The organism is Microvirga thermotolerans (genome assembly GCF_009363855.1).
GTDB lineage: Bacteria > Pseudomonadota > Alphaproteobacteria > Rhizobiales > Beijerinckiaceae > Microvirga > Microvirga thermotolerans.
Window position 1 is genome coordinate 2260419 of record NZ_CP045423.1, and the last position, 20223, is coordinate 2280641.

Here is a 20223-nt window from a genome sequence, read left to right on the forward strand (position 1 = left end):
GAGCCCGATCCGTCGCCGGACGGACGCGCTTCCCCGCAGCCCGGCGGTCGGCAGGCCTCCCCGCTTGGCGCGCCCGTGCCATGCGCAGGAGCGGCGCAATAAACGTTGGCGTTCGGCGCGAGGCTCATTAAATAGGGGCGTCAGCGCCGTCCGTGGTGCTCCACCCCAAGGAAATGACGATGTCTGCTCTGTCTGAGACGTGGCAGGTCCGGCCGAAACAGGTGGACCTTGACCTCGACGGCGATACCTTGCGCGAGGAATGCGGCGTATTCGGCATCTACGGGCACCCGGATGCCGCGGCCATTACCGCCCTGGGCCTGCACGCCCTCCAGCACCGCGGGCAGGAGGCGGCGGGAATCGTGTCCTTCGACGGGCACGTCTTCCACCTCGAGCGGAAACTGGGGCTGGTGGGAGACGGCTTCTCCGACCGTTCCGTGATCGAGCGGCTCGAAGGCTCGTCGGCCATCGGCCACGTGCGGTACTCCACGACCGGCGAGACGGTCCTGCGCAACGTGCAGCCGCTCTTCGCGGAGCTCGACGGCGGCGGCTTCGCGGTGGCGCACAACGGCAACCTCACCAACGGGCTCACGCTTCGCCGCAACCTGATCCGCGACGGCGCGATCTGCCAGTCGACCACGGATACGGAGGTGATCGTCCACCTCGTCGCCCGCAGCCGGCACAAACGGGTGGTGGAGCGTTTCCTCGAGGCGATCCAGCAGATCGAAGGGGCCTATTCCCTGGTCGCCCTGACCAACAAGAAGCTCATCGGCGCCCGCGACCCGCTCGGAATCCGCCCCCTGGTGCTCGGCGAGCTGGACGGCCGCTACATCCTCACCTCCGAAACCTGCGCCCTGGACATCATCGGCGCCCGCTTCGTCCGCGACATCGAGAACGGGGAGTGCGTGGTCATTTCGGACGAGGGGATCGAATCCTTCCGCTTCGCGCCGGAGCAGCCTCCCCGCCCCTGCATCTTCGAGTACATCTATTTCGCCCGGCCGGATTCCATCGTGAACGGGCGCAGCGTGTATGCCGTGCGGAAGGCCATGGGCCGCGAACTCGCCCGCGAGGCCCCTCCGGAGGCGGACGTGGTGATCCCCGTGCCGGATTCCGGCGTCCCGGCGGCCCTGGGCTACGCCCAGGCCTGCGGCCTGCCCTACGAGCTCGGGATCATCCGCAACCATTATGTGGGCCGCACCTTCATCCAGCCGACCCAGTCCGTGCGCGAGCTCGGGGTGCGGATGAAGCATTCCGCCAATCGCTCGGCGGTCGAGGGCAAGCGGATCGTCCTGGTGGACGACAGCCTCGTGCGCGGCACGACGTCCGTGAAGATCGTGCGGATGATGCGCGAGGCCGGCGCCCGCGAGGTGCATTTCCGCATCGCCAGCCCGCCGATCACCCATCCGGACTTCTACGGCATCGACACGCCGGAGAAGGAAAAGCTCCTCGCCGCGACCCACAGCCTCGAGCAGATGCGGGACTATATCGGCGCGGATTCCCTCGCCTTTCTCTCCATCGAAGGCATCTACCGGGCGATGGGCGAGCCGGGCCGCAACCCGGCGCAGCCGCAGTTCACCGATCACTGCTTCACGGGGGATTATCCGACCCCGCTGACCGATCTGGCCGTCGCGACGCCCCGCCGCCTTTCCCTCCTCGCCGAAGCGGACTGATCCCTCCATGAGCAAGCCACTCTCCAACCGCGTCGCGGTCGTCACCGGCGCGTCCCGCGGCATCGGCCGGGCCGCCGCGCTCGCTTTGGCCGAAGCGGGCGCGCACGTCGTCGCCCTCGCCCGTACCCAGGGAGCCCTCGAGTCCCTCGACGACGAGATCCGCGCCAGGGGCTCCACCGCGACCCTCGTTCCCGTGGACCTGAAGGATTTCGACGCCCTCGACCGTCTCGGCGCCGCCATCCACGAGCGCTGGGGCAAGCTCGACATCCTGCTCGGCAATGCGGGCATCCTGGGCGAGCTCGCTCCCATCACCCACGTGGACCAGCCCGTCTGGGACGCGGTGATGGCGATCAACGTCACCGCCAACTACCGCCTGATCCGCTCCCTCGATCCGCTGCTGCGCGCCTCGGATGCGGGCCGCGCGATCTTCGTCACCTCCGGCGCCGCGGACAAATGCACCGCCTACTGGGGCGTCTATGCCGTGTCCAAGGCGGCCCTGAACGCTCTGGTGCGGACCTATGCCGCGGAGACGGTGAAGACCCCGGTCCGGGTCATGCTCCTCAGCCCCGGCCCCCTGGCGACGGCCATGCGCCGCGCCGCCATGCCGGGCGAGGACCAGTCGACCCTCAGGAAGCCGGAGGATCTCGCGCCCCACGTGGTGAAGCTGGCGCTGCCGGACTGGACGGAAACGGGCAAGATCTACGACTTCGCCCAGGGCGGGAAGGTGCTCACGCCGCAGATGCCGGCGTGAACGGTCCGTCATGCCTCGACCATCCCGGGCGGCCGCCGAGGCCGCCCTTTTTTCGGAAGGATGCAATCGGCACAAGCCGGAAGTCTTCATCCAGAATTCAGGTTGCTCAAACTAGGCTGATGTTTGCCGCAAGATGAATTTCCTATTGCCGTCATCTTGCGGCAGCGCATCAACTGTCAGCGGAATACGAGACAATAATCACAAAAACTTCTTCCTGCCCGGCGACTGCCGTTTAGGGCAAGGCCGGTCCGGAAATGACGGCAGACGGGAATGGCGCCGGAAGAGCAGCCTGCCCGGACTGCCGCCGTGGGGCAAAATCCATGTATCTTCAGACCACCGCGCCGGCCGTCGAGCCGGCGCAACGCGGGCGGGCGCGCCTCGTCCGGACGATCTCGGCCGACAACGGAGCCCTGGCCTTCCTTCGGGATGTCTGGCTGCTCGCAAGGCCCTACTGGCAGTCGGAGGAGAAAGCCTACGCCCGCCGCATGCTGGCGCTGCTTCTCGCCATCAAGTTCGCGACGATCTGGATCTGCGTGCAGCAGAACCACTGGTACGCCGATTTCTACGCGGCGATCGAGAGTCGTGAACTCGGGCGCTTCCTGAAGGAGGTCGGGATCTTCGGGCTGATCGCGACCGGTTTCGTAGGCTCCCTCGTCTACTCGCACTGGGTGGCCGAAAGCCTGAAGCTGCGCTGGCGCGACTGGCTCGTCCGGCGTTACACGGAGGACTGGCTCTCCAACCGCGCCTATTATCGGCTGCAGCTCGGCGAGACGGAGGCCGTCAACCCGGATCAGCGGATCGTCGAGGACCTGGGCCTCTTCGCCGGGCAGACGGTCAATCTGGTGGTAGGCTTTCTCGACGTGTCCGTCAGCCTCTGCGCCTTCACCGCGATCCTGTGGGGTCTGAGCGGCACGATTACCGTCGCGGGCATATCGGTCGCCGGATACATGGTGTTCGCTGTCTTCGGCTACACGTTTCTCGCAAGCTGGCTCACCCATCTCATCGGCCATCCGCTCGCCCGGCTGCACACGGCGAACCAGAACCTCGAGAGCGACTTCCGCTTCGGGCTGGTGCGGCTGCGCGAGAATGCCGAGACGGTGGCCTTCTACCGTGGCGAGATGCGCGAAGCGGCCCTGCTCGACGAGCGCTGGGGAAAGGTGGTCCGGAACTTCTGGGGCATCCTGCGCAGGGAGCGGTCCATCGCCTGGTTCTCCCATTCCCACGGTCAGTTCAGCATCGTCCTGCCGTTCCTGCTCGCGGCGCCGCGCTATTTCAGCGGCCAGATCGCCTTCGCCCAGGTCATGCAGATCGCGGCGGCCTGCGGAGCGGTGCAGTCCTGCCTGAATTTCTTCATTACGAGCTACGGCCAGATCGCGCAGTGGCGCGCCACGACGGACCGCCTCACGACCTTCCGCGCGCAGCTGGACGGGGCGCGGGAGACGCCCTCCTCTGCCGTGGAGACGACACAGGGCGGCGACCGACTCGCCGTGCGCGGTCTCGATCTCCTGCTCCCGTCCTGCGCCCCTCTCGTCACGGGCCTCGATCTCAGCGTCGCGGCGGGCGAGGCGGTGCTGATCAAGGGATCGTCGGGAGCGGGCAAGAGCACCATGCTCCGGGCCATCGCGGGACTCTGGCCCTATGCGCGCGGACAGGTCTCCTTCATGGAAGGCGACGTGTTCTTCGTGCCCCAGAAGCCCTACCTGCCGCTCGGCACGCTGCGGCAAGCTGCGCTCTACCCGTCGGCGGAGGCCAGCGACGATGAGATCCGGGAAGCCCTTGCCGCCGCGCGCCTCGCGCACCTCGCCGGCAGACTCGACGAGGTCGATCACTGGAGCCATCGTCTTTCGGGCGGCGAGCAGCAGCGCCTGGCCTTTGCTCGCCTGCTTCTCGCCAGACCCGCAACCGTCTTTCTCGACGAGGCGACCTCCGCGCTCGACGAGGAGACGGAGCGGCATCTCTACACGCTGCTGCGGGAGGCCCCCTGGAAACCGACCATCCTCAGCATCGGGCATCGCTCCACCCTGGACCGCTTTCACGACCGGACATTCGAGCTGAAGAGCGCAGCGTAGAGCATGGAACGCATGAGCCGCAGCCGGCCCTGCCTGAAGACGCACGGTCGGAAAGCTCGAAGCATCGGATTCGCATTCACGTCCGATGCTTCGAGAGCGCCTATTTCCGATCCCTGTCGAACGGATTCTTTCCCATCCGGAGGGACACGCGGATCGGCACGCCGGGGAGGTCGAACGCCTCGCGGATGCCGTTGACGAGATAGCGGGTATAGCTCTTCGGCAGGGCGTCGAGCTGGTTCCCGAAGATGGCGAAGTGCGGCGGGCGGGCCTTCACCTGCGTCATGTAGCGGATCTTGATCCGCCGTCCCGACACCGCCGGCGGCGGGTTGGTCTCGATCGCCTCGGCCAGCCACTGGTTGAGGCGGGCGGTGGGGATGCGCCGGTTCCAGGTCTCGTGCACCTGGACGACGGCCTTCATGAGGTTGTCGATGCCGCTGCCGGCGAGGCCGGAGAGCGGCACCACGGGGGCGCCCTTCACCTGGGGCAGGAGCCGGGCCGCCTTCTCCTTCAGCTCCTTCAGGAGCCCCGGCTGGTCCGCGACGAGATCCCACTTGTTGAGGCCGATGACGAGCGCCCGCCCCTCCTGCTCCACGAGGTCGACGATGGACAGGTCCTGCTTCTCGAAGGGAATTGTCGCGTCGAGGAGGACCACCACCACCTCCGCGAAGCGGACCGCCCGCAGGGCGTCGGCCACGGAGAGCTTCTCCAGCTTGTCCTCGACCCGGGCGCGCTTGCGCAGCCCCGCCGTGTCGAACAGCTTGAAGGGGCGGCCGCGCCAGGTCCAGTCGAGGGAGATCGAATCGCGGGTGATGCCCGCCTCCGGGCCGGTGAGCAGGCGCTCCTCGCCCAGCATCCGGTTGACGAGGGTCGACTTGCCCGCATTCGGACGGCCCACGATGGCGACCTGAAGGGGCTTGCCCGGCTCCTCTTCCTCGTCCTCCGTCTCGTCCCCCGGCTCGGGGAAATAGGGCATCAGGGCCTCGAAGAGGTCGGCCATGCCCTCCCCGTGCTCGGCGGAGAGGGGGACCGGCTCGCCCAGGCCCAGGGAATAGGCCTCGTAGGCGCCGGCCAGACCGGCGCCGCCCTCCGCCTTGTTGGCGATCAGGATCACCGGCTTGCCGGAGCGGCGTACCAATTCCGCGAAGGGCCGGTCGGCGGGGAGGATGCCCACGCGGGCATCGATGACGAAGAGGATGACGTCCGCATCCCCGATGGCGGCCTCGGTCTGGGCGCGCATGCGCCCGAGAAGGGACTCCTCGGTCGATTCCTCGAGGCCCGCCGTGTCGACGACGCGGAATTCCAGGTCGCCGAGGCGCGCCTCGCCTTCGCGCCGGTCGCGGGTCACCCCCGGCCGGTCGTCCACGAGGGCCAGCTTCTTGCCGACCAGCCGGTTGAACAGGGTCGACTTGCCGACATTCGGCCGCCCGACAATGGCGACGGTAGGCGTCATGTCCTGCCTCGCCTTCCTCTCACTGGGTCACGGGAACGGGACCGCCCGCCACGAGGGCAGTATACACTGCCAGGCGCTGCTTGAGGGCCGGCGGCGTCTCGCGGTCGGCGGCGATCTGGTCGAACCACTTGCCCGCATAGTCCATGTCGCCGGCCTTCAGGCCGGAGAGGCCGAGGAGTTCGCGGGCCGAGTGGCGCCAGGGATTCTCGGGCGCGGCGAGCCGTTCGAGATCCGGACGGATCCTGGCCGGCTCGGCACTGTCGAGCCGCAGCCACGCGGCCCGCAGGCGGGCGAGATCCTGCCAGAGGGGGCTCAGGCGCCCGTCCTTGGCGAGGGCGTCGTAGGCGGAAGCGCCGTTCTCCGCGTTCTGCTGGCCCAGCTCGGCGGCCAGCCGGAAGCGGGCGAGCAGGCCATAGCCGCCGTCGCCTTCCCTGGCGAGGCTCTCGAGCGCGGCCTCGGCGTCCTTGCCCTTGTCCTCGCGGGAGAGCTTCAGGGCGTCCTCGTAGCGGACGGCGGCGGCCTGGGCCCGGGTTTCCTGCGAATGCTCCCAGTAGCGCCAGCCGCCGACGGCGGCCACGACAAGGACGGCGGCGCCGATGATGACCCCGTTGTAACGCTTCCAGATCTGGGCGATCTGGTCACGGCGATATTCCTCGTCGACCTCGCGGATGAACTCGTCGTTCGAAACCATAAGTCTCCTGCGGCCGGGACCGCCTCCTCAATCGAAGTGGGTCGCCTAGCACAGCCCCCCGATGAAGGCGAGAGGCCGAATGCGCCCGGAGCGCCGCATCCGCCCCGAATCCGGCTTCACCCCCTGCCCGGCAGGGTCGGAACGCCGATCAGGAGCGGGTGCAGCCAGAAAGCGAAGGCGAGATAGATCGCCGTGCCCGCCCCGAGGGCCAGAAGGTCGTTCCGGGTATCGTGGCGGCCGGCCATCGGCGCGCCGTGCTCCGCCGCCACGTCCCGGCGCTTGGCGCCAATCCGCGCCAGTACCGCCCAGATCAGGAACGACCCGAACAGGAGGATCGAGCCGAGATCCCCGTTGGCGAGAAGATGGGCGAGGGCCCACGCCTTCACGCCGGCGAGCATCGGATGCCTGAGCGTGCGCCTGATCCGCCCCGGCAGGTAGGCTGCGGCAAGGGCGACGAAGGCGAACCAGACGAGGAGCAGGGCGAGATGGCGGGTCCAGACCGGAGGGTCCCAGACCGGAATGTAGCCTTGGGCCCGGTAGCGGCCGAACCCGATGGCAATCAACACGATCCCCGCCAGGGACAGGAGGGAATAGATGCCCTTGTAGGGCCCCTCCCCGAAACGGCCGACCAGCTCGGCGCGAGACTTGCGCGCCATGCTGAAGGAATGGGTGCCGAGGAAAACGATCAGGCCAAGGATCAGCAGCGTCACGGTCACGTCCCCACGATGTGAGGCAGACCATAGCAAGGCCGGTCTCCGGCCGCCACCGGCGAAGGCGGCGCGGGGCAGGTGCGATCCTTGCCCCGGACGCGGCGGCGCGGATCATAACTTTCAAGGGCGCACCCCCCTTGTGACACGAATGCATAGGGGGTACTCGCCTTAAGTCGAGTATGGTCGGGGGGCTCGGGCTCTAGCGAAGAGACCGCAACTTCGTTAGCACACCCTGACAAAACCAACGAACGAACGATCAGGGGAAGAACCGGATGACAGCATTCCTGAAGCTGTCCCAGGCCATCGACGCATTGAACGAGCGCCTGGGAAAGACCGTGGCCTGGGCCATCGTCGTGGCCATCCTGGTCTCGGCGATCAACGCGATCATCCGGAGGGTCTTCGGCGTCTCGTCGAACGCCTGGCTCGAGCTGCAATGGTACCTGTTCGGAGCGGTGTTCATGCTCTGCTCGCCCTGGACCCTGAAGGTGAACGAGCACATCCGCATCGACATCGTCTCGAACATGCTCTCCAGGCGTAAGCGGGACTGGATCGACCTGCTCGGCCACGTTTTCTTCCTGTTCCCCTTCGTGGCGATCATGCTCTGGCTGAGCGTGCCGTACTTCATCAAGTCCTACCAGTCCGGCGAGGTCTCCTCGAACGCGGGCGGCCTGCTGATCTGGCCGGCCAAGGGGATGATCCTTCTGGGTTTCATCTTCCTCGCCCTGCAGTGGCTGAGCGAGCTGATCAAGCGCATCGCCATCATGCGCGGCGTCATCGCGGACGAGCACGCGCCGGTCCACAGCGCGGAGGCCGAGGCGGAGCGGCTCCTGCAGGAACTCGGCGACGCGAACGCGCCTGCGCACGGCGAACCGCCCGGCGACGGCATCCGCTGATCCCGCCGACGCCTCGCCACCCCTTCCGGAGTTTCCGTTCATGGCCCAGCTGATTGCCCAGAACCTCGCGCCGATCATGTTCGCGGCGCTCGTCGTCTTCCTGCTCCTCGGCTATCCCGTCGCCTTCTCGCTGGCGGCGAACGGCCTGCTCTTCTTCTTCATCGCGGTGGAACTCGCTCCGCTCGCCCCCGAGAGCATCAACCTCTCCTGGCCCCTGCTCCAGGCCCTGCCCGACCGCATCTACGGCACCATGTCGAACGAGGTGCTCCTGGCGGTGCCGTTCTTCACCTTCATGGGGTTGATCCTGGAACGCTCCGGCATGGCGGAGGACCTGCTCGACACCATCGGCCAGCTCTTCGGCCCGGTGCGCGGCGGCCTCGCCTACGCCGTGATCTTCGTGGGCGCGCTGCTCGCCGCCACCACAGGCGTCGTGGCGGCCTCGGTGATCTCCATGGGCCTGATCTCGCTCCCCATCATGCTGCGCTACGGCTATGACCGGCGGCTCGCCTCCGGCGTCATCGCCGCCTCGGGCACCCTGGCGCAGATCATCCCGCCGTCCCTGGTGCTCATCGTCATGGCCGACCAGCTCGGCCGCTCCGTGGGCGACATGTACGAAGGCGCGTTCCTGCCTGGCCTGATCCTCTCGGGCCTCTACGCCGGCTACGTGCTGCTGATGTCGATCGTCTATCCCAAGTCGGCCCCCGGCCTGCCGCCGGAGGCGATCGGCTATCGCGAGCCCAACGGCGCGCGCGGCGTCTGGCAGCTCGGCATCCTCGTCGTCTTCTCCGGCCTCGTGGGCTACTACGTGCTCTCGCAGACCAGCACCAAGGCGGGCGCCGACTTCGTCATCCTGACCATCTGCGTTGCGACCGTGGTCGCCCTCATCTGCGCCCTCATGAACCGTATGCTCGGCGCGAAGCGCATCGCCATCTCGGCCGTCCTCACGGCCGCGCTGATCGCGCTCTACCTGGTCCTGCGCAACAACGGGAGCTCCCTGGCGCTCGCGCTCGAAATGGTAGCCGCCGGCGCGCTCTATGCGCTCGTCGTCGGCATCCTCGAACGTTTCACCGGCTTCAGGCTGATGTCGCGGATGGCCGAGCAGGTGACGTTCGTGATGGTCCCCCCGCTCCTGCTCATCTTCCTCGTGCTCGGCACCATCTTCATCGGCCTTGCGACGCCGACGGAAGGCGGCGCCATGGGCGCCCTGGGCTCGGTCATCCTCGCGGCGGTGAAGCGCCGGCTCGACAACAACCCGAACCGCTTCAACGTCACCCTCCTGCGCCAGGCAACGGAGGCGACCGCGAAACTTTCGGCCTTCGTGCTGTTCATCCTGATCGGCGCGCGCGTGTTCTCGCTCACCTTCTACGGCGTGAACGGCCACGTGTGGGTCGAGCACCTGCTGACCTCCCTGCCGGGCGGCCAGATCGGCTTCCTCGTCTTCGTGAACGTGCTCGTCTTCCTGCTCGCGTTCTTCCTCGACTTCTTCGAGCTGGCCTTCATCATCATCCCGCTCCTCGGCCCCGCCGCCGAGAAGCTCGGGATCGACCTGATCTGGTTCGGTGTCATCCTGGGCGTGAACATGCAGACCTCGTTCATGCACCCGCCCTTCGGCTTCTCGCTGTTCTTCCTGCGCTCGGTCGCTCCGAAGGAGCCCTATATCGACCGGGTGACCGGCAAGCGGATGGAGCCCATCACCACGGGCCAGATCTACTGGGGCGCCATTCCCTTCGTGGTGATCCAGCTCATCATGGTCGCCATCGTCGTGCTCTTCCCGCAGATCGTGATGCACTACAAGGGATCCGCCACGAAGGTCGACCCGGCCGCCGTGCAGAAGAAGCTCGACGAGCTGCTGGTTCCCGGCATCGGCCCCGGCGGCGGCGATCTTCCCGGCCTCAACTTCGACGAGCCGCCGAAGATCCAGTAGGCGGACCGGCGCGGAAAACGAAAAGGCAGGCTCCTGGCCTGCCTTTTTGCCGTTCGGCTCCCTTCGGGGAGGGCCGTCTCAGAACGTCGCGGTCATCGGGTCCGGCCCGATCCGGCCGTCGGGCGAGTCGAGCCCGGCGATCCTCTCCATGTCCTCCGCGTCGAGCCGGAAGCCGAACACGTCGAGGTTCTCCACGATTCGGCCCGGCGTCACCGACTTCGGAATGACGATCAGCCCGTTCTCGACGTGCCAGCGGATGATGACCTGCGCCGGGGAGCGGCGGTGCTTCTCGGCGACGGAGGCGATCACCGGGTCCCGGAGCAGGGTGCCCTGGCCGAGCGGACTCCAGGACTGGGTGACGATTCCGCGCCTCCTGTGAGCCTCGCGCAGGGCCTTCTGCTGGAAGCGCGGATGCAGCTCGATCTGGTTCAGGACCGGCACGACTCCGGTCTCGCCGATGATGCGGTCCAGGTGCTCGGCCTCGAAGTTCGACACGCCGATGGACCGCACCCGGCCCTCCTCCTTGAGGCGCACGAAGGCGCGCCAGGTGTCGAGGTAGCGGTCGCGGTGCGGCGCGGGCCAGTGGATGAGGTAGAGGTCCACCCGGTCGAGGCCGAGGCGCTTCAGGCTCTCCTCGTGGGCCCGGAGCGTGGAATCGTAGCCCTGATCGGCGTTCCACAGCTTCGTCGTGACGAACACCTCGTCGCGAGGGATGCCGGAGGACCGCAGACCCTCCCCGACGCCGCTCTCGTTCTCGTAGACCGCCGCGGTGTCCACATGGCGGTATCCTGCGTCGAGGGCGATCCGCACCGCGTCGATTGCGACGTCGTTCGGCGTCTGCCAGACGCCCAGCCCGACCTGCGGGATGGTATGGCCGTCGTGGAATGCGATCCGGGGCTGATGGGACATGTGCTTCCTTTGCGCTGAGGATGCGAGCGCTCCCGCAGAACGGGAGGCTCGAGGGGATGGCGTCGAGCGGCTGCACCGCAGCCGCGAACGCGACCCAATCTAGCGTCCCTTACGGAAGCTCCAACCCCTTCAAGCGCAAGGAGTAATGGCAGGCGGCCCTGCCGCGTCGCCGGTGTCCCTGCCTGCCCTCATTCCCACTCGATGGTGCCCGGCGGCTTCGAGGTGATGTCGTAGGTGACGCGGTTGATGCCCTTGACCTCGTTGATGATCCGGGTCGCGACCCGGCCGAGGAACTCCATGTCGAAGGGGAAGAAATCCGCCGTCATGCCGTCGACGGAGGTCACCGCGCGCAGGGCGCAGACGTGGTCGTAGGTCCGCCCGTCGCCCATGACGCCGACGGTCTTCACCGGCAGCAGCACGGCGAAGGCCTGCCAGATCTTGTCGTAAAGGCCCGCGTTGCGGATCTCGTCGAGATAGATCGCATCCGCCCTGCGCAGGATCTCGAGCTTCTCGCGGGTGATCTCGCCCGGCACGCGGATCGCGAGGCCGGGGCCAGGGAACGGGTGACGGTCCACGAAGGCCTTCGGCAGGCCGAGCTCGCGGCCGAGCACCCGCACCTCGTCCTTGAACAGCTCGCGCAGGGGCTCGACGAGCTTCATCTTCATGCGCTCGGGCAGCCCGCCCACGTTGTGGTGGCTCTTGATGGTGACCGAGGGGCCGCCGGTGAACGAGACGCTCTCGATCACGTCGGGATAGAGCGTTCCCTGCGCCAGGAAATCGGCGCCGCCGATCTTCCGCGCTTCCTCGTCGAACACGTCGATGAAGAGCTTGCCGATGGTCTTGCGCTTCACCTCCGGGTCCGTCACGCCCTCGAGCGCGCCGAGGAAGAGGTCCTGCGCCTGAACGTGCACGAGCGGGATGTTGTAGGAGTCCCGGAACAGGCCGATCACCTGCTCCGCCTCCCCCATCCGCAGGAGGCCGTGGTCCACGAAGACGCAGGTGAGCTGGTCGCCGATGGCCTCGTGGATCAGCACCGCCGCCACGGCCGAATCGACGCCGCCGGACAGGCCGCAGATGACGCGCCCCTCGCCGACCTGGGCGCGGATGCGCTCGATGGCCTCCTCGCGGAAGGCCTTCATGGTCCAGTCGCCGCGGCAGCCCGCAATGTCGCGCACGAAGTTGCGGATCAGCAGCTCGCCCTGCGGGGTATGAACCACCTCCGGATGGAACTGCACCGCGTAGAACTTGCGCGCCTCGTCGGCGACGATCGCATAGGGCGCGTTCGGGGAGGAGGCCAGGGTCTCGAAGCCCTCGGGGAGCTTGGTCACCCGGTCGCCGTGGCTCATCCAGACCGGGTATTTCTTACCGACCTGCCAGACGCCCTGGTAGAGCGGGCTCTCGCTCAGCACCTCGATCTCGGCGCGGCCGAATTCGGAATGGTGCCCGCCCTCGACCTCGCCACCGAGCTGGGCCGCCATGGTCTGCTGGCCGTAGCAGATGCCGAAGACCGGAACCCCGGCCTCGAAAAGCTCCTGGGGCGCCCGGGGAGACGTCTCCATGGTCACCGATTCCGGCCCGCCGGAGAGGATCACCCCCTTGGGCTTCATCTCCCGAAAAGCCTCCGCCGCCTTCTGGAACGGCACCACCTCGGAATAGACCCCCTCCTCGCGCACCCTGCGCGCGATGAGCTGGGTCACCTGGGAGCCGAAATCGACGATGAGGATCTTGTCGTGGGTCTGGGTCATGGGTCGGTCTGGGGTCGCGCGGGTGAAGGAGACGGATGCTCGATCCGGGTTTGGGCTGACTTATGAACTTCTGAGGAGAACGGCAACGTAGAAGCCGTCCGTGCCGGTGCGGAGGGGGGTCATCTGCCAGCCGAGGGCGGTCGGGCGCAAGGCCGCTTCGAGGTCTCGCATCCCCGCCCCGGCCAAGACCTCGCCTCGGGAAAGGGCGGAAAAGCCCTCCCTGCGGGCAAGGAAGGCCGCGAGCGCCTCGTCGTTCTCCTCCGGCAGGATCGAGCACGTGACGTAGACGATGCGCCCTCCGGGCCGGACGAGCCCGGCCGCCCGGTCGAGCACCGCCTGCTGCTCCCTGCGGCGGACCTCCAGGCTGCCAGGCCTGAGCCGCCACTTGGCGTCCGGGTTGCGCCGCCAGGTTCCGACCCCCGTGCAGGGGGCGTCCACGAGGACGCAGTCGATCCGCCCGTCGAGGTCGGCGACCGGGTCGGCGCCGCCCCGGGGTGTGCGCACCTGGACGTTGCGCACGCCCGCGCGGGCCAGCCGCTCGTGGATCGGCGCAAGGCGCCGCGCGTCGTTGTCCGTGGCGTAGATCTGGCCGTGGTTGTCCATCATCGCCGCGAGGGCGAGCGTCTTGCCGCCGCCGCCGGCGCACAGGTCGACGACCTGCTCGCCCGGCCGCACCGCGGTCAGCAGCGCCGCGAGCTGGGAGCCCTCGTCCTGGATTTCGATCCAGCCCTTGAGGAATTCGGGTTCTGCCTGGATGGCAGGCCCGCGCCCGTCCTCGCCGGGCAGGATGCGCAGGCCGAGGGGCGAATGGGGGGTCTCGACGGCGCCGAGATGCGGCAGGGCGTCGTGCGCCCGCTCGCGGGAGGCGGCCCTGAGGGTGTTCACCCTGAGGTCGACGGGGGCCCGCGCCGTGAGCGCCTGCATCTCGGCCACGAGATCCTCGCCGAGGAGGCGCTCCAGGGAGGGCTGGATCCATTCCGGAAAGTCGCCTGCGGCGGCCGCGGGCGCTCCGTCGAGGGTGCCCTTCGAAAGCCGGTCCCGCTCCGCCTCGCTCAGGGGCTCCGGCGCGAAGCGCTCGCCGGAGAAAAGCTTCGCAACGGCGTCGGCATCGAGGCCGCGCTGAAGGCGCAGCATTCCGAGCATCACGGCCCGGGGCGTTCCCTCGCCCATGATCCAGGCCGCCGACGCCTTCCGGCGCAGGGCGTCATAGACCAGGCTCGCGATGGCGGCCCGGTCCTTCGAACCGGCGAAGCGGTGGGAGAGGCCCCAGTCCTTCAGGGCGTCGGCCGCCGGGCGGCGGCGGGCGTCGATGTCGGAAAGCACCTCGATGGCGGCGGCGATGCGGGCTGCAGGTGTCATAGGAAAACAACACTCCACCTTGGCCGTGGAAAAGACACAATGTTACCAATTTTCATTCCAGATCCGGATCGAAGTCGGAAGGGCGCGTGCATGGGGCACGCGGATATCCACTCGGGCTTCCTGGAGCTTCCGGAAATGTCGATCAAGCTCACTCGCATCCTCGTCGTCGGGCTCACTCTCGCTGTCGCGGCCTGCGCCACCACCCCGCCTCCGGCCGCCGACCTCAACCCGCCGCCGCGCAAGACGGCGGATGCGAAGACGCAGCTGGAAAGCGGCCGCAAATACTGAAACGTCGTCGCGGGATGGACATCCGATCCGTCCCGCGCAACGAAGAACCTCAAGGGCTCGGACGGCAGACCGTCCGGCCCGCTCACACGCCGAGCTCCGAGGCGAAGATCCTCAGGGCGAAGACGATCCACATCACGATCAGGACCACCACGCCGAGGGCGAAGGCCATGAAGCGCTGCGGCACCCGGTTCGTCGTCACGTGGATTCCCGCGTGGACCATGCGCGTGACGACGAAGACCCAGGACATGACCACGAAGACCAGGTCCGCCTTCTTCGTGATGAGGGCCAGGGCCACCAGCACGTAGAACAGGACCGGGACCTCGAGCTGGTTGTGGTAGGCGTTGGACACTTGGACGATCCGGGGCGGCCAGTTGCGCTCGCCGAGGGCGATGTCCCGCATCTTCACCTCGCCGGATCGGACGGCCGCGGACCGGGCGCTCCCCGTCCAGAGGAGAAGGAGGAAGGTGAGACCGACCTGGACGAAGACCGGCAGGAGAACGGCGGTGATGCTCATGGATGCCCCCTTGAAAAGCCCTGAAGCCGCAATCAGCCGCGGCCCGGATAGTTGGGGCTCTCCCGCGTGATCGTCACGTCGTGCACGTGGCTTTCGCGCAGGCCCGCGTTGGTGATGCGGATGAACTGCGCCTTCTCGCGGAACTCCTGGAGGTTGCGCGCGCCCACGTAGCCCATGGAGGCGCGCAGGCCGCCGGCGAGCTGGTGCAGGACGCCCGACACGGGCCCCTTGTAGGCCACCTGCCCCTCCACGCCCTCGGGAACGAGCTTGAGGGTGTCGCGCACCTCCGCTTGGAAGTAGCGGTCCGCGGAGCCGCGGGCCATGGCCCCGACCGAGCCCATGCCGCGATAGGCCTTGTAGGAGCGGCCCTGGTAGAGGAACACCTCCCCGGGCGTCTCGTCCGTGCCGGCCAGGAGCGAGCCGACCATGACGGTGGAGGCGCCCGCCGCCAGCGCCTTGGCGAGATCGCCCGAGACCTTGATGCCGCCGTCGGCGATCACCGGAATGCCGGCCTCCGCCGCCGCCTCGACCGCTTCCATGATCGCCGTGAGCTGGGGCACCCCCACGCCCGCGACGATGCGGGTGGTGCAGATGGAGCCGGGGCCGATGCCGACCTTCACCGCGTCGGCGCCCGCGTCGATGAGGGCCTTGGCGCCCTCGCGGGTCGCCACGTTGCCCGCGATCACCTGGACCGCGTTGGAGAGCTTCTTCACCCGCGTGACGCTTTCCAGCACCCGCACGGAATGGCCGTGGGCCGTATCGACGACGATCACGTCCACGCCCGCGTCGATCAGGCGCTCGGAACGCTCGAAGCCCTGCTCGCCGGTGGTGGTGGCGGCGGCGACCCGCAGGCGGCCCTGCTCGTCCTTGGCGGCGTTGGGATGGGCAACCTGCTTCTCGATGTCCTTCACCGTGATGAGGCCGATGCAGCGGTAATGGTCGTCCACGACCAGGAGCTTCTCGATGCGGAACTGGTGCAGGAGCCGGCGGGCCTCCTCCTGGCTCACGCCCTCGCGGACGGTGATGAGCCGGTCCTTGGTCATCAGCTCGGAGACGGGCTGGGACGGGTTGTTGGCGAAGCGGACGTCCCGGTTGGTGAGGATGCCGACGAGCTTGCCCCTGGAGCCGCCGGGCCCGCGCTCGACGACCGGGATGCCCGAAATTCCATGGTGCTTCATCATGGCCAGGGCGTCGGCCAGGGTCTCGTCGGGGTGGATGGTGATGGGGTTCATCACCATGCCGGACTCGTAGCGCTTCACGAGGCGGACCTGCTCGGCCTGGGCCTCGGGCTCGAGGTTGCGGTGAATGACGCCGATGCCGCCGGCCTGGGCCATGGCGATGGCCATGCGGCCCTCCGTGACCGTATCCATGGCCGAGGCGAGGATCGGCAGGTTGAGCCGGATCGACTGGGTGAGCTGGGTAGCGATGTCCACCTCGGCGGGGAGGACCTCCGAGCGCCCGGGCCTCAGCAACACATCGTCGAAGGTCAGTCCCTCGATGAGACGATCGGCGATTGAGGCCATGGCCAACTCCTTGCTGAGAGAGTGATCCGCCCATGCGGCGGCGATAAGTTGGCGAGGGTCCGTAGCATGGGCCGTCCGTTTCGCAAAGCGGTAAAACCCTGCCGCGAAAGAAGATCTGCGGTGCGGCCGAACCGCTAGGCAAGACGCCCGCCGGGCGTTAAGTGCGAAAGGTCATGCGCCAGTCACGCCTGCTTCCCCTCATCATCGCGACCGCGCTCTTCATGGAGAACACCGATTCCACGGTGATCGCGACCTCGCTGCCGATGATCGCGCAGGACATCGGGGAAGATCCCATCGCCCTCAAACTGGCGCTGACCTCCTATCTGGTGGGCCTCGCCATCTTCATTCCGATCTCCGGCTGGATGGCGGACCGGTTCGGGTCCAGGACGGTCTTCCGCGCCGCCATCGGCGTGTTCATGGCGGGCTCCCTCGCCTGCGCGGGGGCGGGCTCCCTCGGCGGGTTCGTCCTCGCCCGCTTCGTCCAGGGCATGGGCGGCGCCATGATGGTGCCCGTCGGGCGCCTCGTCCTCCTGCGCAGCGTGCCGCGCAGCGAGGTGGTCCAGGCCCTTGCGACCCTCACCATCCCGGCGCTCGTCGGCCCCATCGTCGGGCCGCCGCTGGGGGGCTTCATCACCACCTGGTTCGACTGGCGCTGGATTTTCTTCATCAACATTCCCATCGGCATCCTGGGGATCGTGCTGGCGACGATCTTCGTCCCCGAGATCAAGGAGGAGGACACCCCGCCCTTCGACTTCGTCGGGTTTCTTCTCGCAGGGGCCGGGTTCGCGCTGCTCATGCTGGGCTTCGCCTCCGGCGGCCGCCACCTGATCCCGCCCTCCGTCTCGGCGGGCTGCGTCGTCGCGGGAACCCTGAGCCTCCTGCTCTTCCTCCGCCATGCCAGGCGCACGCCTCACCCCGTGCTGCAGCTCGGCCTTTTCCGGATCCAGACCTTTCGCGCGAGCGTGGCCGGCGGATCGCTGTTCCGGGTCGGCGTCGGGGCGATTCCCTTCCTCCTGCCGCTGATGCTCCAGGTCGGCTTCGGCCTCTCCGCCTTCGCCTCCGGCACCCTCACCTTCGTCGCCGCCGTCGGCGCGCTGTTCATGAAGACCATGGCGAAACGCATCCTCGAGCAGGTCGGCTTCAAGCGGCTGCTCACGGTCAACGCGGTCGTCGGCGGCGGCTTCATCGCCATCAACGGGTTCTTCACGCCCGAAACGCCCCACTGGCTCATCATGGCGATCCTCCTGGTCGGCGGGTGCTTCCGGTCCCTCCAGTTCACGAGCCTCAACGCCCTGGCCTTCGCGGACGTATCGAAGCGCGAGATGAGCGCGGCGACGAGCCTTTCCAGCGTGGCGCAGCAGCTCGCCCTCAGCATGGGCGTGGCGCTCGGCGCCTTCGCCCTGGAGAGCGCATCGCGTCTTCACGGGTCGCCCACCATCGTCGCGCACGACTTCGGCCCCGCCTTCTGGGTGGTGGCGGCGGTGTCCGCCCTCTCCACCTTCGCCTTCGTGGCCCTGCCGCACGATGCCGGGGCGGAGATGTCGGGTCACAAGGCTTTGAATCGGCAGCGGCCTGCGACGGGGCTGGGCGACGGGACAGATGGGCCTTAAGCTCGGCCGGACTGAGACGGAAACCGGGAGGCTCCCATGGACCAGCGCATCATCGATCTCTACGACCAGTTCACCCATGGCGGCATGAACCGCCGGACGTTCCTCGACCGCCTGGCGGCCCTCGCCGGCAGCGCCGCCGCGGCAGCCGCCCTGCTCCCGGTGCTCCAGAACGACTATGCCATGGCCGACACCGTGGACGAGAAGGACCCGCGCATCGCGGCCGAAACGCTCGACATTCCCGGCGTCCAGGGCCTCAGGGGCTATCTCGTCCGCCCGAAGTCGGGCGGCGACCGGCTGCCGACGGTCCTCGTGATCCACGAGAACCGGGGCCTCAACCCGCACATCAAGGACGTGACCCGCCGCCTCGCGACGGAAGGCTTCATCGCCCTCGGGCTCGATTATCTCTCGCCCATGGGCGGCACCCCGGCCGACGAGGACAAGGGCCGGGAGATGATCGGCCAGCTGAAGCAGCCCGACGTCATCGCCTCCGGCAAGGCGGCCGTGGCCTACTTGAAGGGCCTGCCGGGCGGGAACGGGAAGGTCGGAGCGGTCGGCTTCTGCTGGGGCGGCGGCGCGGTGAACAATCTGGCGGTGGCCGATCCCGACCTGGCGGCCGGGGTTGCCTATTACGGCGCGCAGCCGAAGGCGGAGGACGTGCCGAAGATCGGGGCGGCGCTCCTCCTGCACTATGCGGGCCTCGACGAGCGCATCAACGCGGGCATCCCGGCCTACGAGGACGCGCTCCGGAAGGCGGGCAAAACCTATGAGCTCTACGTCTACGAAGACGCGAACCACGCCTTCAACAACGACACCAACGCCGCCCGCTACGACAAGAAGGCCGCCGATCTTGCCTGGAGCCGCACGGTGGCCTTCCTGAAGAAGCACCTTGCCTGACCGGAGGCGCTCCCATCGTCTCGTCTTGAGAGAGGCGGACACGGAAGCAGCGGGAGTGGGCTCGACGCTTCCACCGTCATTCCGGGTTCGCGAAGCGAAACCCGGAATCCAGAAACGTCAACGCTCGGTATGGAGAGCTGTCGCGGCCGCTGCGCCCCGTTCTTCGATGTCGTGGTTATGGGTTCCGGGCCCAGCGCCTTGCGCTGTCCCGGAATGACGCCGCGGGCGCGATGGATCTCGCTCCCACGTGGGGCTATGAAGCCTTCCCCGGCTCGTCCTCGAAGGGCTCGACGGGCACCCGGCGGCCGATGGTGAAGGCGTCGGCGACGAGGCGGAGCGGAGCGTCGTCGATCTCCGGTCGCCTCTCGTCGAGGAGGGTCTCGAAGCGGCGGTAGATTCCCGGATATTCCTCGGGAGCTTCCTCGACCACGAGGGAGCCGTCGATTTCCAGACGGCTGCCGCCGTGGGACAGCTTGAGCCGCGGGCCGCCCTCGCAGTCGATCTCGATGTCCCAGGTCTGCGGCCCGGTCTGCCGCCAGTCGAACACGCCCCTGAGGTCGGCGTTCTCGGCCCCGGTCGAGAAGGTGATGTCGGCGGCGATGGGGGCATCCCGGTTGGCGGGAAACAGGAGGTCCGCCTTCCTGATGAAGACCGGCACCGGCATGATCTTGGTCACGATGGACAGGGCGTTGATGCCGGGATCGAAGACGCCGAACCCGCCCGCCTGCCAGATCCATTGCTGACCCGGATGCCAGTGCCGCACGTCCTCCTTCCAGGTGACGAGAAGGCGCGACACCCGGCGTCCCGCCAGGGTATCCCGGGCCACGTCCACGCCCCGGTTGTACTGCGCGTGCCAGGTCGTGAAGGCGACCTTCCGCATCTCGCCGGAGATCCGGCGCAGGTCCTCGAGCTCGCTCAAGGTGGCGGCGGGCGGCTTCTCGAGGAGAACGTGCTTGCCCGCCTCAAGGGCGTCGCGCGCGATGACGTGCCGGACCTGCGGCGGCGTGCAGATGGCGACGGCGTCGAGCTCCGGCACCTCGCGGAGCATCGTCCGGTAGTCGGTGAAGGTGTGCCGGGCCTCGTCGGGCGTCAGGCCGCGCTGGCTCGCCACCGCCGTCAGCTCGAAGTTCGGATTGCTCCGGATCGCGGGCAGGTGCTGGTCCTGCGCGATCTTGCCGAAGCCGATGATGCCGATCCTGTAGACCATCCCTGCCCTCCCCGGCGCC

17 protein-coding genes are annotated in these 20223 nt (G+C 68.1%); 8 read left to right on the plus strand and 9 right to left on the minus strand.

Going from position 1 to position 20223, the window contains the following annotated elements; all coding sequences use genetic code 11:
• Window positions 1-179: 179 nt before the first annotated feature.
• The 3 genes from purF to GDR74_RS10515 all read left to right on the plus strand — a co-directional run bounded on the left by purF (window position 180) and on the right by GDR74_RS10515 (window position 4487).
• Window positions 180-1667, plus strand: coding sequence for an amidophosphoribosyltransferase (gene purF / locus GDR74_RS10505; RefSeq protein WP_152586268.1), 1488 nt, complete (start codon window positions 180-182; stop codon window positions 1665-1667).
• Window positions 1668-1674: 7 nt separating this feature from the next.
• A complete protein-coding gene (locus GDR74_RS10510; RefSeq protein WP_152586269.1) occupies window positions 1675-2418 on the plus strand; it encodes an SDR family NAD(P)-dependent oxidoreductase in 744 nt (247 codons plus the stop codon).
• A 320-nt stretch (window positions 2419-2738) separates the two neighbouring features.
• A complete protein-coding gene (locus tag GDR74_RS10515) occupies window positions 2739-4487 on the plus strand; it encodes an ABC transporter ATP-binding protein/permease (protein ID WP_194164510.1) in 1749 nt (582 codons plus the stop codon).
• Window positions 4488-4587: 100 nt separating this feature from the next.
• On the opposite strand, the gene der is transcribed toward GDR74_RS10515, so the two are convergent.
• The 3 genes from der to GDR74_RS10530 form a co-directional block, all read right to left on the minus strand.
• Complete coding sequence (der, locus tag GDR74_RS10520) at window positions 4588-5937, minus strand: ribosome biogenesis GTPase Der (RefSeq protein ID WP_152586271.1); 1350 nt, start codon at window positions 5935-5937, stop codon at window positions 4588-4590.
• Between the two features lie 19 nt (window positions 5938-5956).
• Entirely contained in the window at window positions 5957-6628 is a 672-nt protein-coding gene (locus GDR74_RS10525) for a tetratricopeptide repeat protein (RefSeq protein WP_152586272.1), read from the minus strand.
• A gap of 116 nt (window positions 6629-6744) precedes the next feature.
• On the minus strand, window positions 6745-7338 hold the full coding sequence (locus GDR74_RS10530; protein ID WP_152586273.1) for an NnrU family protein: 594 nt from the start codon (window positions 7336-7338) through the stop codon (window positions 6745-6747).
• A 272-nt stretch (window positions 7339-7610) separates the two neighbouring features.
• On the opposite strand from GDR74_RS10530, the gene GDR74_RS10535 reads away from it, so the two are divergent.
• On the plus strand, window positions 7611-8231 hold the full coding sequence (locus GDR74_RS10535) for a TRAP transporter small permease subunit (RefSeq protein ID WP_152586274.1): 621 nt from the start codon (window positions 7611-7613) through the stop codon (window positions 8229-8231).
• Window positions 8232-8271: 40 nt separating this feature from the next.
• Window positions 8272-10155 (plus strand): TRAP transporter large permease, encoded by a 1884-nt coding sequence (locus GDR74_RS10540; RefSeq protein ID WP_152586275.1) that lies wholly within the window; start codon window positions 8272-8274, stop codon window positions 10153-10155.
• A 78-nt stretch (window positions 10156-10233) separates the two neighbouring features.
• On the opposite strand, the gene GDR74_RS10545 is transcribed toward GDR74_RS10540, so the two are convergent.
• The 3 genes from GDR74_RS10545 to GDR74_RS10555 all read right to left on the minus strand — a co-directional run bounded on the left by GDR74_RS10545 (window position 10234) and on the right by GDR74_RS10555 (window position 14168).
• Window positions 10234-11064 (minus strand): aldo/keto reductase, encoded by an 831-nt coding sequence (locus tag GDR74_RS10545; protein WP_152586276.1) that lies wholly within the window; start codon window positions 11062-11064, stop codon window positions 10234-10236.
• A gap of 188 nt (window positions 11065-11252) precedes the next feature.
• Window positions 11253-12809 carry a glutamine-hydrolyzing GMP synthase gene (guaA, locus tag GDR74_RS10550; protein WP_152586277.1) on the minus strand — a complete coding sequence of 519 codons (1557 nt, stop codon included), beginning with the start codon at window positions 12807-12809 and terminating at the stop codon, window positions 11253-11255.
• A gap of 60 nt (window positions 12810-12869) precedes the next feature.
• Window positions 12870-14168 carry an RsmB/NOP family class I SAM-dependent RNA methyltransferase gene (locus GDR74_RS10555; RefSeq protein ID WP_152586278.1) on the minus strand — a complete coding sequence of 433 codons (1299 nt, stop codon included), beginning with the start codon at window positions 14166-14168 and terminating at the stop codon, window positions 12870-12872.
• Window positions 14169-14258: 90 nt separating this feature from the next.
• Here GDR74_RS10555 and GDR74_RS10560 point away from each other — a divergent pair, with 90 nt between their 5' ends.
• Complete coding sequence (locus GDR74_RS10560; protein ID WP_152586279.1) at window positions 14259-14456, plus strand: tetratricopeptide repeat protein; 198 nt, start codon at window positions 14259-14261, stop codon at window positions 14454-14456.
• An 82-nt stretch (window positions 14457-14538) separates the two neighbouring features.
• Here the strand turns inward: GDR74_RS10560 and GDR74_RS10565 are convergent, their stop codons facing one another.
• Window positions 14539-14970 (minus strand): MAPEG family protein, encoded by a 432-nt coding sequence (locus GDR74_RS10565; protein WP_152586280.1) that lies wholly within the window; start codon window positions 14968-14970, stop codon window positions 14539-14541.
• A gap of 32 nt (window positions 14971-15002) precedes the next feature.
• Window positions 15003-16493, minus strand: coding sequence for an IMP dehydrogenase (gene guaB, locus GDR74_RS10570; protein WP_152586281.1), 1491 nt, complete (start codon window positions 16491-16493; stop codon window positions 15003-15005).
• A gap of 173 nt (window positions 16494-16666) precedes the next feature.
• On the opposite strand from guaB, the gene GDR74_RS10575 reads away from it, so the two are divergent.
• Entirely contained in the window at window positions 16667-18103 is a 1437-nt protein-coding gene (locus GDR74_RS10575; RefSeq protein WP_152586282.1) for a DHA2 family efflux MFS transporter permease subunit, read from the plus strand.
• A gap of 36 nt (window positions 18104-18139) precedes the next feature.
• The gene (locus GDR74_RS10580; RefSeq protein WP_152586283.1) at window positions 18140-18997 is read left to right on the plus strand and encodes a dienelactone hydrolase family protein; all 858 of its coding nucleotides are present in this window, start codon (window positions 18140-18142) and stop codon (window positions 18995-18997) included.
• A gap of 253 nt (window positions 18998-19250) precedes the next feature.
• On the opposite strand, the gene GDR74_RS10585 is transcribed toward GDR74_RS10580, so the two are convergent.
• Window positions 19251-20204: a Gfo/Idh/MocA family protein gene (locus tag GDR74_RS10585; protein WP_152586284.1), complete on the minus strand. Its 954-nt coding sequence runs from the start codon at window positions 20202-20204 to the stop codon at window positions 19251-19253.
• Window positions 20205-20223 lie beyond the last annotated feature (19 nt).